At 62.0% G+C, this 13,108-nt stretch carries 13 protein-coding genes and 1 tRNA gene; 1 reads left to right on the top strand and 13 read right to left on the bottom strand.

Annotated elements, in window-relative coordinates:
* Nucleotides 1–12 precede the first annotated feature (12 nt).
* Nucleotides 13–216 carry a hypothetical protein gene (locus A7J50_RS07820; protein ID WP_064451285.1) on the bottom strand — a complete coding sequence of 68 codons (204 nt, stop codon included), beginning with the start codon at nt 214–216 and terminating at the stop codon, nt 13–15.
* A gap of 432 nt (nt 217–648) precedes the next feature.
* Between A7J50_RS07820 and A7J50_RS07825 the strand changes: the two genes are divergently transcribed.
* Entirely contained in the window at nt 649–888 is a 240-nt protein-coding gene (locus A7J50_RS07825; RefSeq protein WP_064451286.1) for a DUF6124 family protein, read from the top strand.
* Nucleotides 889–969: 81 nt separating this feature from the next.
* Here A7J50_RS07825 and A7J50_RS07830 read toward each other — a convergent pair whose 3' ends face one another.
* From A7J50_RS07830 to A7J50_RS07885, 12 genes are all read right to left on the bottom strand, one after another.
* On the bottom strand, nt 970–1,275 hold the full coding sequence (locus A7J50_RS07830; protein WP_064451287.1) for a DUF6482 family protein: 306 nt from the start codon (nt 1,273–1,275) through the stop codon (nt 970–972).
* Between the two features lie 23 nt (nt 1,276–1,298).
* A complete protein-coding gene (locus A7J50_RS07835) occupies nt 1,299–1,823 on the bottom strand; it encodes a DUF3833 domain-containing protein (RefSeq protein WP_064451288.1) in 525 nt (174 codons plus the stop codon).
* A gap of 196 nt (nt 1,824–2,019) precedes the next feature.
* A tRNA-Gly gene (locus tag A7J50_RS07840) sits at nt 2,020–2,093 on the bottom strand.
* A 214-nt stretch (nt 2,094–2,307) separates the two neighbouring features.
* Nucleotides 2,308–3,192, bottom strand: a complete 885-nt coding sequence (locus A7J50_RS07845; RefSeq protein ID WP_064451289.1) for an alpha/beta fold hydrolase — start codon at nt 3,190–3,192, stop codon at nt 2,308–2,310.
* A 304-nt stretch (nt 3,193–3,496) separates the two neighbouring features.
* Nucleotides 3,497–4,189: a 16S rRNA pseudouridine(516) synthase gene (locus A7J50_RS07850; RefSeq protein ID WP_064451290.1), complete on the bottom strand. Its 693-nt coding sequence runs from the start codon at nt 4,187–4,189 to the stop codon at nt 3,497–3,499.
* Entirely contained in the window at nt 4,189–4,401 is a 213-nt protein-coding gene (locus A7J50_RS07855) for a cysteine-rich CWC family protein (protein ID WP_064451291.1), read from the bottom strand. Before A7J50_RS07855 ends, A7J50_RS07850 begins: the two co-directional genes overlap by 1 nt.
* A 63-nt stretch (nt 4,402–4,464) precedes the next feature.
* Nucleotides 4,465–6,237: an allophanate hydrolase gene (gene atzF / locus A7J50_RS07860; RefSeq protein WP_064451292.1), complete on the bottom strand. Its 1,773-nt coding sequence runs from the start codon at nt 6,235–6,237 to the stop codon at nt 4,465–4,467.
* A gap of 28 nt (nt 6,238–6,265) precedes the next feature.
* Nucleotides 6,266–9,904: an urea carboxylase gene (gene uca / locus A7J50_RS07865; protein WP_064454873.1), complete on the bottom strand. Its 3,639-nt coding sequence runs from the start codon at nt 9,902–9,904 to the stop codon at nt 6,266–6,268.
* A gap of 258 nt (nt 9,905–10,162) precedes the next feature.
* The gene (locus A7J50_RS07870; RefSeq protein WP_064451293.1) at nt 10,163–10,792 is read right to left on the bottom strand and encodes an urea amidolyase associated protein UAAP2; all 630 of its coding nucleotides are present in this window, start codon (nt 10,790–10,792) and stop codon (nt 10,163–10,165) included.
* A gap of 9 nt (nt 10,793–10,801) precedes the next feature.
* On the bottom strand, nt 10,802–11,527 hold the full coding sequence (locus tag A7J50_RS07875; RefSeq protein WP_064451294.1) for an urea amidolyase associated protein UAAP1: 726 nt from the start codon (nt 11,525–11,527) through the stop codon (nt 10,802–10,804).
* Nucleotides 11,524–12,288, bottom strand: coding sequence for an ABC transporter ATP-binding protein (locus tag A7J50_RS07880; protein ID WP_064451295.1), 765 nt, complete (start codon nt 12,286–12,288; stop codon nt 11,524–11,526). The genes A7J50_RS07875 and A7J50_RS07880 overlap by 4 nt, the downstream gene beginning before the upstream one ends.
* Complete coding sequence (locus A7J50_RS07885; RefSeq protein WP_064451296.1) at nt 12,285–13,100, bottom strand: ABC transporter permease; 816 nt, start codon at nt 13,098–13,100, stop codon at nt 12,285–12,287. The genes A7J50_RS07880 and A7J50_RS07885 overlap by 4 nt, the downstream gene beginning before the upstream one ends.
* Nucleotides 13,101–13,108: the final 8 nt, after the last annotated feature.

Here is a 13,108-nt window from a genome sequence, read left to right on the forward strand (position 1 = left end):
AAAAGAATAATTTCAGGTCGATAGAAACCGTCTATTTGCGGGGTTTTGTGTTCGTTTGGCCTGAGTCAGCGTTTCGCGAGCTTGTGCGATAAATGCGATTGCTCTGAGATGCTCAGCAATATCACCGTCAGCCTGGACTTGAGCTAAATATTCGTTAATGGCTTCTTCACTGTCTAGCACGCCAGCCATGTCAAACGGTGTCAGTTTTCGCTTCATGTTAGCCACCTTGTTTAGCCAGTCGGCCGGTATGGCTAAGAATAATGATGTGCGCGAGACGTTGAGTTCAAACGTATCTGCAGGGTGTTCTGTTGCCGGAGGTTGCAACTCGTTGGGTGAGTCGGGAGTCGTTTCGTATCTTGCGGCATTGCCTACACAACGCTCAGAATCGTCTCAGTTGTGCGTCTTGGGTGAGCTCTTTAAGGTTCGTCTGCCGCTGCCCATCAGCGGTCGGGTTTAGTAGCCCGATGAAAATTTATCCGGCGTACGGCTGTCCTTACCGTCAGGCACTTTCATGCCTGTGCTTATTGGTAACTGTACGCAGGGCGTCTTCGGGCGCGCCGGTTTTCGGATGAATTTCCCCGGTCTACTAACCTGCGTACAGCTGCCACCCTTACTCTTTGAGGGGTGGTCCTTACCGAGGATCAACCGATGTGTACCGATTCCTGTAACCCCACCGCAACCCTGTTCAGCGTCCGCCCCGAAGCCAACACCGAAGCGTTGCTCGCCAACGCCTACGAAACCATTGCCGGTGCTGGCGCCATGACTAACGAGTTCGCCGACAGCCTGCCCGCCCACCATCGCTACCTGGCCCTGGCCATTCAGCAAATGATTGAATTGGGGCTGATGCTGGTGGAAGCGGCGCAGGACCGCGTGGACCGCGCCGCGTAGGTTCTTACGCGCACGGCAACAGGCTTGCCTTCCCAGGCCGCCCATACCAAGGGGGAGGGGAGCCAAAAAACGCAAGTCACCTTAAAGGGACGAGGCCAACGTAAACGGAATGCGCAACGCGCCGATCGGCCCTTCCCGTGCCCCGCACATTTCATCGTGCACGCACTGCTGCACCAGCACGCAGGGAAACGGCGGAACCCGTTGCAACAGGTCGCGCAAATGCGTGGTGGAACCGATACGCATCGGCTTGGCATCATCGTCCAGCAACGTCATCTCGACATGATCCAACCTGACGCGCGCGATGTAGAAACCACCCTCAAGCGACAGCAGTTCCAGCTCACGCACTTCGCCTTTTACCGCCAGTTCGGTCAGCATTTTCATATTCATGATTCACCCTCACTCTCGGTCGTTCATTGGCGACGGAAGAACAACGTGATCTGGCCCCATTCGACGCCGAATTTGGTCATGCTGGAACGGTTGATCAAAGTGTCCTCGTCCATCAAGTACATCCAGTCATCCAAGCTGACTTCGTACACCGAACCGTCCACCGGCAGGTTGAGCCGGTAGCGCCAACGCAGTGCGTTACCCGCCACTTCGCCGATCGCCTCGCCGACCACATCACCTGCGCGCCCGCGCCAGCGGCCAGGGCCATCGGGTGTCAACGTCCACACTCGCTGCTGGCGCGTGCCATCGCTGTACAGGAACCGTTCGTCAAGAATTAGAGCGTTGCCCTCGCGCCGGCTGGTGATATTCACTTCAAAGCGCTTGGCCACTTCCCCCGAACGCTTCTGGAAAATCCCCCAGGCCTTGACGGGTTTGCTGAAGAAGCGTTGCAGGTCCAACTGCGGCTGCTGGTCGGCGTAGTGGTCGACCCCTACGCTGCCGCAACTGGTTAGACTCAACACCAGTAACAATGAAACCAGTAGACGTGTCATTGCCCGGCTCCGGGATCGTACGTGGCGAAGTGCCAACGCTCAGACTTGATACTTGTACAAAAATATTGATTTGTACAGGTTTGACCGGACGAATGACCGATACCTCAAATCGCGCTCATAAAAAAACCGGTCACCAGGGACCGGTTTTTTACGCATCCCTCGTCAGAACTATCCTGACGTGAGTGCACTATTTGAGTGGAGCGGGTAGAGGGAATCGAACCCTCAACTAAAGCTTGGGAAGCTTTCGTTTTGCCACTAAACTATACCCGCTCAGAGCGGCTGACTTTGTACCAGATGTTCGCCGGGATTTGAAGTTTTTCTTCGAAAAATGTGTGGGTTGCGTTCATCCAGCCAGTCGACGAACGGACCTCATGCTCGCGCAAGCTTGCGTGGGAGCGGGCTTGCCTGCGATGGCGTCACCTGAGTGCAACCGATACACCGAGGCGCTTGCATCGCGGGCAAGCCCGGCTCCCACATAAGCGGTTCAGATCGCAAAGGCATGCTGCGTCTGCCCTGGGTGATAGCGCAATCGGCTAACCTGCCGCTCCGGTTTCAAAAAGCCCACCACGGCCTCTCGGCTATCCCGGCATGCCGCTTTGTGTTCCATGTCCAGAAAATGCCCGGTCGCCTGGATGGTGCTGAAGCTGCTGTTGGCCACATGCTGGCCAAACAACTTGGCGTCGTGGGCGCTGGTGTATTCGTCCCATTCGCCATTCAAAAACAGCACTGGAATGTCGATCTGCCGGGCCGCCTTGAGGTAGCACAGCCGATCGCTGTTGAGTACGTGGCTGATGTGGAAGTGCATCTGCCCATATTCGTGCTCGGCCAGGCTACTGACGTGTTTGTAGTTGAAGCGTTTGAACAGCGACGGCAGGTGTTTGCCGATGGTGCTGTTGACCAGGTGGCCGACGCGGTCGCGGTCGAGGTTGCCGAGGTAGTCGACGCCACGTTCAAGGTAGTCGCGCATGGGCGCGTTGATCACTGGTGAGAACGAGCTGATCACCGCCTTTTCCACGCGCCGCGGCCGGTGGGCGAGGGCAACCAGGGTGGCCGCGCCGCCCCAGGAAAACGACAGCACGTGTTCAGCGGCGAAGTGGTCGATGAGTTCCAGCAGCAGCTGGCCTTCGATTTCCTTCGTCAGCATCTTCTCATGGCGATTATGGATTTTGGAGCGGCCGGCGTAGGGCTGGTCGTACAAAACCACGTTGAATTGCGGGTACAGGCTTTTCACGGTTTGGGCGAAGGACGCCGTGGTGGCCATGGAGCCGTTGACCAGGATAATGGTCTTGGCAGCTGCGTCCGCGCGATAGAACTCCGTGTAAACCCGATACTGACCCTGTATATCCAGCACAGCGATTTCTGGCCTCATGTCGTAAGACTCCTGGCAAGCGGGTAGTGCGCGCAGATCACTCTGCACGAGCTTTGTGACAGGTAGGCATACGCCTGGAAGAGGAGGGCCCATGTCGGTCCGATGGCGGCTGGCCGAGAGGTGTTGTTATGGCGGGCTGTTTGCCTGGGAAGCCCGTAGATCAAGCGCGGGCGGGGCAAGGTGTTTCTTGGAGGTTATAGGCGACTCGCCAGTCATAATTTGGCTGACGTCTTGATTCAAGCAGCACAGCCGCCACCTCGCAAGGCAATAGGCTGGTTTTTTGCCATCACCGGCCGAACGGTCGTCAGACTTGGGCGATTTCGTCGTCACTCAGCGCCCGATATTCACCCGCTGCAAGGGATGCATCCAGCTCCAAAGGCCCCATTCGCTCACGGTGCAAGCCGATCACCTTGTTATCAAAATGCCCGAACATACGCTTCACCTGATGATAGCGGCCTTCGATGATGCTCAGCCGCGCTGTCCTTGGCCCTAGCAGTTCCAGCTCGGCGGGTTGGGTGGTGAGGTCTTCAAACGCGAAATACAGACCCGCAGCAAACGTCACCGCGTACTCCGGGCCGATGGCCTGCTCGGTTTGTACGAGGTAAACCTTGGGCAATTTGGTCTGCGGCTGGGTCAGGCGCCGTGACCACTGGCCGTCGTTGGTGATCAGCATCAGCCCGGTGGTGTTGAAATCCAGGCGGCCGGCAATATGCAGTTCGCCCTTGTCGGGTTCATCCAGCAAATCGAGGACCGTGGCGTGTTGCGGGTCCGAGGTGGCGCTGACGCAGCCTTGAGGTTTGTGCAGCATGAAATAACGTGCCGGTTTGCCGGCCTGCACAACCTCATCGTCAACGCACACGCGGCTGAATTCGCGCACGTCATGGTGCGGATCGCTGACGGCCACACCATCGACCGTCACCCGTCGCTCAACCAGCAGCAAGCGCACTTGCTGGCGATTGAAACGCGGCAAATTGCTGAGGAAACGATCAACGCGCATTACGCTGAACCCGCCTCACGCAGTTGCGCCTCCACCTGCGCGCAACGCGGGCACAGGCAAGCGGTGTTGCGCAGTTCATCGGGCAGGGCTTCGAGTACCGCCGGGTCAATGGCGACGCTGTAGCACCAGCAGGCCTGGTCGGCGGTGCGCGGGTCGGCCAGGGCGCAGTCGTTGCGGGCACCACAGGCGGGGCAGAGGTTTGGCGTGGTCATCGGTCGGTTCAGGCTGTATCGGGCAGGGCTATGCAGTTCCCCGCACGATACAGCGCCGCCGCGCTATTGCAAGCTGTGCAGGTAGCCACGCCAGCCGCCGAAGTGGCTGATATCCAGGGCACCCGTCAAACCGTAGGGCTCGCAGATGAACCCACTTTCCCGGCGCCCGTCCGCCAGTTGCACCTTGCCGATGCCCAAGGGCGCAGGGATGCCGGTCAGGAAAGACCCGAGTTCGCCGCTCGGCAGCTCCCACACTTCCACCTCGATGGCCACGCCGCCCTCGCTCACCCGCAGCATGCCGGGGCGATAAGGTGGCCCGCCGGCCAGGGCGAACAATTGATAGTCCGCTGAGCTGTGGGTGCGCTCCAGCAAGCGGGCGCCCCGGCGTAATAATTGCGGGTTAAGCGCCAGCCCTTGCAGGTGCGCGCCGCACACCACCAGCCGCGTGACGTCGTGGCTGGCGCTGCTTGCCGGTGCGTCCAGCGACGCATCCTGCTGGCGTTGCAACGCATCGGCTACACCCAGCAGGTATTGATCGGTAAACGCCCGACCAAACAGCGTCACGCCCCAGGGCAAACCGTTTTCCATCAAGCCGCTGGGCACGGCGACGGCCGCGTAGTCGAGCAAGTTCATGAAGTTGGTGTAGTAGCCCAGTTCGGCATTGCGCAGCACCGGTTCGGCACGCAGTTCTTCCAGCGTGACCGGGCGACCGATGGTCGGCGTCAGCACGCAATCGAGTGCTTTCAGCAAGAGGTCACATTGCGCTTTCAAGCTTTGCAGACGGTACTGAGCGCGGAAGGTGTCGACGCCGCTCACCGCTGGCGCCTTGGCCAACACGGCACGAATCACCGGCAACACCGCTTCTGGATCACGCGCCATCAATTCACCCGCGACGCTGTAGCGCTCGGCCACCCACGGCCCTTCGTAGAGCAGGCGTGCGGCTTCGAGGAAGGGCGACAGGTCCAGCGTGACGGGCTTGCCGCCGAGGGCAATCAAGCGCGCAATGGCCTGCTGGAACAGCTGTGGGCCTTGCTCGCAGCCGAAGAATTCCAGGTCCTGCTCGCGGGGTACGCCAAAGCGAAACGGCTTCGGCGTTCCGAACGCCGAGGCATCATTCCAGGCCGGGTTCTGGCGGCTGTAGGCGTCCAGCGGGTCCAGCCTGGCGGTCAACGCCAGCAACTGGCTGGCTTCGCGCGCGGTGCGGGTAAAGGTGGTGACGCAATCCAGCGTACGGCACGCCGGTACCACGCCCGCCGTGGAAATCAGCCCTTTACTCGCCTTGAGCCCCACCAGGTTATTCAGCGCCGCAGGCACCCGCCCGGAACCGGCGGTGTCGGTGCCCAGGGCAAAACTCGCCACGCCCAGGGCGACGGCCAGCGACGACCCCGCGCTGGAGCCGCCCGATGGATACTCCGGCAACACACTGTTGGGGCAGGCGCCATAGGGCGAGCGGGTGCCATTGAGCCCGGTGGCGAATTGATCCAGGTTGGTCTTGCCCAGCGGCACCGCGCCCAGGGCGATCAGTTGCTCGACAATCGTCGCGCTGCGCGTCGGCACATAGGCAAAGGCCGGGCACGCCGCTGTGGTGGGAATGCCCGCCAGGTCGATGTTGTCCTTGATCGCAAACGGCACGCCGAACAGCGGCAGTTCGGACGGTTCGCGAGCGTCCAGTGCCGCCAGGTACGGCTCCAGTTCCGCCACGCTGAGCAGGTGGATAAACAGGTGATAGTCGGGGTTCAACTGCGCAGCTTTTTCGCGCAATTGCAGCACCAGATCGCGGGGTGTGGTGTCGCCGCTGAGGTAGGCATTGCGCAGGTTGTCCAGTTGCAGATTCATGGCTTGTCCGCCTGTCGAAAAAGAAAAGTCAGTCACGTTCCAGCACCACCACCCGTTGCCCGGCGCTGATGCCGCTGCCGGGTTGCACCGGAATCTCGCGCACGGTACCGGCGAAGGGTGCCACTACCGGAATTTCCATCTTCATGGACTCAAGAACCACCAGCACATCGCCGGCCGACACTTGATCACCCGTCGCCACCTGGACTTGCCAGAGGTTGCCGGCGAGAGGGCTGTCGACGCTGACTTCGTTGGCCTGTAGAGGCGCGTCTGCGCCGATTGGCGTGGCCAGTTCTTCACTGTCGTAATGCGCCTGGCCGCTGGCGATCCAGCGTTCGCGCTCGGCATTAAAAGCGTGCTGCTGGTGCGCGCGAAATGCGTCGATACTTGAGGCCTCCCGCGCGAGAAAATCCTGGTAATCCGCCAGGTTCAACTGGCTGTGCTCGATGCCCAGCTCAAAGCGCCCCAGAGGGAAATCGCGACGAATTTGCACTAACTCATCGCTGCTCACCGGGTAGAACCGTATCTGGTCAAAGAACCGCAACAACCACGGCTTGCCGTCAAACGCTGCAACTTCCCGGTAGCGGTTCCACATCTGCAACGTGCGCCCGACAAACTGATAGCCGCCCGGGCCCTCCATGCCATACACGCACAGGTAAGCGCCGCCGATGCCCACCGAGTTTTCGGCGGTCCAGGTGCGGGCCGGGTTGTATTTGGTGGTCACCAGGCGGTGGCGCGGGTCCAGCGGGGTCGCCACCGGCGCGCCGAGGTAGACGTCGCCCAGCCCCATCACCAGGTAGCTGGCGTCGAACACGGTGTGGCGTACTTCATCGAGGTTGGCCAGGTCGTTGATGCGCCGGATGAACTCCAGGTTGCTCGGGCACCACGGCGCGTCCTTGCGCACGGTGGTCATGTATTTTTCGATCGCCAGCTGGCACGCCGGGTCGTCCCACGACAGTGGCAAATGCACGATGCGCGAGGGCACTTGCAGGTTCGTCGTGGCGCACACGGCGGCCCAGTGCGTGGTGATCAGCGGCAGCAGGTCGGCCAGTGGCAGTTGTTCGGGCTGGTAGTGGATTTGCAGGGAGCGGATGCCCGGCGTCAGGTCGATCACGCCGTGCAGGGCGCGGGCTGCAAGCGCCTGCATCAGGGCGTGGGCGCGAAAGCGCAGTACCAGGTCGAGTTCGGCGGCGCCAATTTCCAGCAGCAGGTGGGTGTCGCCGGCGAGGCGCGCGACGAGGCGGGTGTCGGCTTGGCCGATGTCCAGCACCACAGGCGACTCGAGGTTAAGTGGAGGGTGGCCAGTGTGGGCGCCGGGCTTGCCCGCGATGGCATCACTGGGGTCTGCTTGAAGTACCGAGTGGCTGCTATCGCAGGCAAGCCCGCTCCCACTTTGATCCCATTTCAAGGCGAGATCACGGGCGGTCTGAATGTTCACCGGCTCGAAGCGCAGCTTGTCACCAGCCTTGAGCTGCCCCAGCTGCCAGAGGTCCGCCTCGATCACCGTCACCGGGCACACAAACCCGCCCAGGCTTGGCCCATCCGGCCCGAGGATCACCGGCATGTCGCCAGTAAAATCCACTGCCCCTATCGCGTAGGGATTGTCATGGATGTTCGACGGGTGCAGCCCCGCTTCGCCGCCGTCCGTGCGCGCCCAAACAGGCTTCGGCCCGATCAGCCGCACGCCGGTGCGGCTGGAGTTGAAATGCACTTCCCATTGGGTGGCGAAGAAGGTGTCGATGTACTCGGGCTTGAAGTATTCCGGCGCACCGTGCGGGCCATAAATCACTCGCAGCGTGCGTGTTTGCGCCAAGGGTTCGGCGACCAGGCGTTGCCCCGCGCTTGTGTCCTGCAATGGCAACACGTGCAGCACATCACCCGCGCGCAAAGCCCGCCCGCCATGCCCGCCGAACTGGCCAAGGGTGAAGGTGCTTTTGCTGCCCAGGTAGTCCGGCACTTGCAGCCCGCCACGCACGCACAGGTAACTGCGCGCGCCTGGTCCTGCGAGGCTGCCAAGGCTTAAGACCGCACCGGGCTCAATCAACAGCGCGGTATTCATCGGCACCGCTTGCTCGTTCAGCAACAGTGGAATATCGGCGCCCGTCACTGCCACAACGGCAGCACAATTGAAGCGCACCGTCGGCCCGCTCATGGTGATTTCCAACGCGGCGGCGCCGTCGCTATTGCCCAACAGGCGATTACCCAAGCGCAGCGCACGGCTGTCCATCGGCCCGGACGGCGGCACGCCGACGGCCCAGTACCCGAGGCGCCCCGGGTAGTCCTGCACACTGGTTTGCGTGCCGGCGCTGAGCACCTCAAAGGTGTCGGCGCTGTAGACCAGGCCTTCCAGGCAGCGCGTCCATGGCCGACCGCTGGCGAAGGGCGTGGCCAGCAAAATCTGGCGCAGGTAGTCGCGGTTGGTTTCCACGCCGTAGAGCTGGCTGTCGCTCAAGGCCTGATGCAAATCCAGGCGCGCCTGTTCGCGGGTCGGCGCCCATGTAATGAGCTTGGCGATCATCGGGTCGAAGTACGCTGGAATCTCGCAACCGGCTTCTACCCAGGTATCGATCCGCAACCCCTCGGTAGCCGGGAAGTCCACGCGGGTCAACAGGCCAGGGCTCGGCTGGAAATCCTTGCCCGGGTCTTCCGCATACAGTCGCGCTTGAATGGCATGGCCACGGGGGTGCAGCGCAAGCCCACTCAATGGCGGTAATTCACCCGCCGCCAGTTGCACCATCCAGCGCACCAGGTCTACGCCCCACACTTGCTCGGTGACGCCGTGTTCCACCTGCAGGCGCGTGTTCACTTCTAGGAAATAGAAGTGGCCATCGGCGCTGTCAAAGATAAATTCCACGGTGCCAGCGCTGCGGTAGTTCACGGCTTTGGCCAGGGTGATAGCGGCCGAGCACAAGGCCTCAGCCATGCCTTCGGGCAGGTTCGGTGCGGGGGTTTCTTCGAGGACTTTCTGGTTGCGCCGTTGCACGGAGCAGTCGCGCACGCCGAGGGCGATCACCTCTCCAGTGCCGTCGCCGAACACCTGCACTTCCAGATGGCGAGCGTGCTCGATGTACTTCTCGATGAACACACCGGCGTCGCTGAAATTGTTCTGCCCCAGGCGTTTGACTGCCTCGAAGGCGTCGCTCAACTCGGCTGCGCTGCGGCATACGCGCATGCCAATGCCACCACCGCCGGCGGTGCTTTTGAGCATGACTGGATAGCCCACCGTGTCGGCCGCTGACAGTGCTGCATCAAGGCTGTCCAGCAGCTCGGTGCCTTCCAGCAACGGGATCTGGTGTTGCTTGGCCAAGGCCCGCGCGGTGTGCTTGAGACCGAATACGCGCAGTTGTTCAGGCGTCGGCCCGACAAACGCGATACCCGCGTTTTCGCAGGCTTCGGCGAAGGCGGCGTTTTCCGAGAGGAAGCCGTAGCCGGGATGAATCGCCCTGGCCCCACAGGCCTTGGCGGTGGCGAGGATTTTTTCTACCGCCAGGTAGGTACTGGCCGCCGCGCCTTCACCGAGGCTATAGGCTTCGTCGGCCTGCTGGATATGCAGGCTGGCCGCATCGGCTTCGGCGTACACGGCGACGCCTTTGACGTGCAGCTCACGCAAGGTGCGCAGGATGCGGCAGGCGATGGCGCCACGGTTGGCGATCAAGAGTTTTTCGAACATGGCAAAACCCTGCGGGCCGTCCCGCCAATTGGGGTACGCGCCAGGGTCGTCCATGGCGCAAATCTCGGGTGGTGAAAGCGGTCAACTGTGGGAGCGGGCTTGCCCGCGATGGTGGTGTGTCTCTCCCCTTATTTATTGGATGATTCACCGCCATCGCAGGCAAGCCAGCTCCCACAGGGAACCTTCAGCGTTTTTGCAGGCACTGCCCGGCGCGGGATTGGCACAGCGTGAACAACCATTTACGCAGGCGCTTGAGTTTCAGTTCCATACCAGTAACTCCGCAGGGGTCGGGTTGTAGGCGTTGCACGGATTGTTCAGTTGCGGGCAGTTGGAAATAAGCACGATCACATCCATTTCCGCGCGCAGGTCGACGTACTTGCCGGGGGCGGAAATACCGTCTTCAAAGGTCAACCCGCCGTCGGCCGTGACCGGCACATTCATGAAGAAATTGATGTTCGGCCCGATGTCGCTTTTACCCAGCCGACCGTCGTGGGCGCAGGCGCGCAGGTAGTTATCGCGGCAGCTGTGCATGTAGCGTTTTTCCAGGGCATAGCGCACGGTGTTGCTCTCTTGGGCACAGGCGCCACCGAGGGTGTCGTGGCGCCCGCAGGTGTCGTCGACGAGGGTCAGCATCGGCTGGCCAAGGTTGGAATACAGCACGCTGCCGGTGCCCAGGTACACGCTGTTTTGCCGACGTAACGTGCGCTGCACGTCGTAGCGCTCGCGCGGGTTTTTAAGGCTGTAGAACAACGTGTCGACAGCCTGGTTGCCTTCAAGGTCGAGGATGCGCAAGGTCTGGCCGGCCTTGACCTCCATCAGCCAGGGCTCGCCGGCGGGAATAGTGGCGCGGTACACGGCCGCGTCCGGGTGTTTCAGTGCGATAGACATGGCAGCTCCTCAGGCGAACAGGCGGTCGGTGTTGATAAAGCCGCGCTCGTTTTCCGGGCGCGAGGTGCGGCAGTGTTCGGCGACACTGGGGTCGGCGTTCATCCAGCTGAGTTTCAGCGGCTGTGGGGCGTAGTTCGGGTTGGGGTCCATCGGGTGTTGCAAGGCGGTCAGCACCACCAGCGTGTCCATCGGCGCGTAGAGCTCGATGTAGTCGCCAGCCTTGGAATTGCCCGGCACGAAGTGCAAGCCACCGTCGCTCTCTACGCTGACGCGGCTGAACAGGTTGAGGGTCATCAGCAGGTCGGACAGCCCCAGCCCCCACTTGCCCAATTCCACCAGCAGGTTATCGGTGCCGTTGCGAAAGAAGCCGTTGCGCAGCTCCTGATAGCGGCCCTGGCCGTATTTCTCGGCCACTTCGGACGCACACAACACACCGCCGATGCTGTCACTCCAGCCGCAGGTGTCGGCGGTAATGGCGGCCAGCACGCGGCCCATGTCCGAGTACAGGCAGTGGCCGCTGGTGAGCTTGGCGGTGTGTTGGCACTTGAGGCTGTCGGGCAGGTTCAGGCGCTCAGTTTTTTCGTTGGCGTTGAGCAGGGTCAGGCTGACGTTGGCACCGCCACGAATGTCGGTGAGGCGCAGCAGTTGGCCGCGCTTGAGCACGAAGGAGCGGTGGCCGCCGCCGGGCAGCATCTCTTCCGCGAACGGGGGGAACAGTTGAGTGGAATCGGTCATTTGGAAGTGGCTCCAAGTTCGGCGGCGAGCGCTTTGCGGCGCTCGCTGTTCAAAGGGATGTCGTAGGTGATGCGGGCGCCATAGGCGCCGGGGGCGTGGGGGTCGAGGCGAACCTTGTCGAACACCAGCAAGCGCGTGCCGAGGCTGAAGCCTTCACTCAGGTCGTGGGTGACCATGAACACCGTCAGCCGGGTTTCGCGCCACAGCGCCAGCAGCAACTGGTGCATGTCTTTACGAATGCCCGGGTCGAGGGCGCCGAAGGGTTCGTCCAGCAGCAATACACGAGGTTTCATGATCAGGGCCTGGGCGATGGCCAGGCGTTGTTGCATGCCGCCGGAGAGCTGCGCCGGGTATTTGTCCAGCGCGTGGCCCAGGCCGACCTTGAGCAGCAGTGCCGCAGCCTGTTCCCGTGCGTGGTGTTTGGCGCTGCCGAACAGCCGCCCCAGCAACGGCGAGCGGGGCAGCTCAAGGCCGAGGGCGACGTTATCCAGCACGGTCAAATGCGGGAACACAGAGTAGCGCTGGAACACCACGCCACGGCTCGCATCCGGCTCGGCGGCGAGCGCCTGGCCATCCAGCAGAATCTGGCCCTTGCTCGCAGTTTCCTGGCCCAGCAGCAGGCGCAGGAAGGTGGATTTACCGCAGCCCGAGGTGCCGACCAGCGTGCAGAACTCACCCTCATCGACCTGCAGGTTGAGCCCTTCAAGTACGACCTGGTCGCCATAGCGCTGCCACACATTGTTGACGCTGATAAAGCTCATGCCCGCGCTCCTTCGTACCAGGGGAACGCACGCCGGGTCAGGGTTTTGAGGCCCCAGTCCATCAGCCAGGCGAGCAGGGTGATCCACACCACGTAAGGCAAAATCACGTCCATCGCCAGGTAGCGGCGCACCAGGAAAATCCGGTAGCCCAAACCGTCGGTGGAAGCGATGGCTTCGGCGGCGATCAGGAACAACCACGCCGAGCCGAGCATCAACCGCAGTGAGATCAGCAGGCGCGGTAGCAATTGCGGGAGCACCACGCGCAGCATCAAAGTCCAGGTGGAGGCGCCGAGGGTCTGCGCCTTGACCAGCAACTCGACGGGAATTTCCCGGGCGCGCTGTTCCAGATCGCGCGCCAGGGCCGGTGTGATGCCGATGACGATCAGCATCACCTTGGACAATTCCCCCAACCCGAACACGATGAACAGAATCGGCAGGATCGCCAGCGGCGGCACCATCGACAGCACCGTGAGCAGCGGCGACAACGGCGCGCCAAACAGCGGCAGCGTTCCGGCGGCGATGCCCAGGCACAGGCCGGCGAGGGCACTGATACCCAGGCCGATGGCCAGGCGGCGCAGGCTCGACGCGCTGTCTTGCCACAGCACGTATTCACCGGTGCGGGTGTCGGCGCTGAACGCCAGGCGCTTTATGGCGTCGCCCATTTGTACGGCGCTGGGCAGCAGCTTGTCGTTGGGGTTGTCCGCCAGGCGCTCGGCCGAGCCCAAAAAGTAGGCGAACAGCAGCAGGGCGAACGGCAGCATCACCAACAACAGGCGGCTGGAGCGTTCCGGGTGACGGTTGATCAGGCGCATGGCCGGGT

It is taken from the genome of Pseudomonas antarctica (assembly GCF_001647715.1).
GTDB classification, from domain to species: domain Bacteria; phylum Pseudomonadota; class Gammaproteobacteria; order Pseudomonadales; family Pseudomonadaceae; genus Aquipseudomonas; species Aquipseudomonas antarctica_A.

Excerpts from the sequence above, each read along its gene's own strand:
- A7J50_RS07825 (WP_064451286.1), top strand. The coding sequence starts at position 649 with ATGTGTACCGATTCCTGTAACCCCACCGCAACCCTGTTCAGCGTCCGC.
- A7J50_RS07855 (WP_064451291.1), bottom strand. The coding sequence starts at position 4,401 with ATGACCACGCCAAACCTCTGCCCCGCCTGTGGTGCCCGCAACGACTGC.
- A7J50_RS07880 (WP_064451295.1), bottom strand. The coding sequence starts at position 12,288 with ATGAGCTTTATCAGCGTCAACAATGTGTGGCAGCGCTATGGCGACCAG.
- A7J50_RS07835 (WP_064451288.1), bottom strand. The coding sequence starts at position 1,823 with ATGACACGTCTACTGGTTTCATTGTTACTGGTGTTGAGTCTAACCAGT.
- atzF (WP_064451292.1), bottom strand. The coding sequence starts at position 6,237 with ATGAATCTGCAACTGGACAACCTGCGCAATGCCTACCTCAGCGGCGAC.
- A7J50_RS07850 (WP_064451290.1), bottom strand. The coding sequence starts at position 4,189 with ATGCGCGTTGATCGTTTCCTCAGCAATTTGCCGCGTTTCAATCGCCAG.
- A7J50_RS07875 (WP_064451294.1), bottom strand. The coding sequence starts at position 11,527 with ATGACCGATTCCACTCAACTGTTCCCCCCGTTCGCGGAAGAGATGCTG.
- A7J50_RS07870 (WP_064451293.1), bottom strand. The coding sequence starts at position 10,792 with ATGTCTATCGCACTGAAACACCCGGACGCGGCCGTGTACCGCGCCACT.
- A7J50_RS07830 (WP_064451287.1), bottom strand. The coding sequence starts at position 1,275 with ATGAATATGAAAATGCTGACCGAACTGGCGGTAAAAGGCGAAGTGCGT.
- A7J50_RS07885 (WP_064451296.1), bottom strand. The coding sequence starts at position 13,100 with ATGCGCCTGATCAACCGTCACCCGGAACGCTCCAGCCGCCTGTTGTTG.
- A7J50_RS07845 (WP_064451289.1), bottom strand. The coding sequence starts at position 3,192 with ATGAGGCCAGAAATCGCTGTGCTGGATATACAGGGTCAGTATCGGGTT.
- A7J50_RS07820 (WP_064451285.1), bottom strand. The coding sequence starts at position 216 with ATGAAGCGAAAACTGACACCGTTTGACATGGCTGGCGTGCTAGACAGT.
- uca (WP_064454873.1), bottom strand. The coding sequence starts at position 9,904 with ATGTTCGAAAAACTCTTGATCGCCAACCGTGGCGCCATCGCCTGCCGC.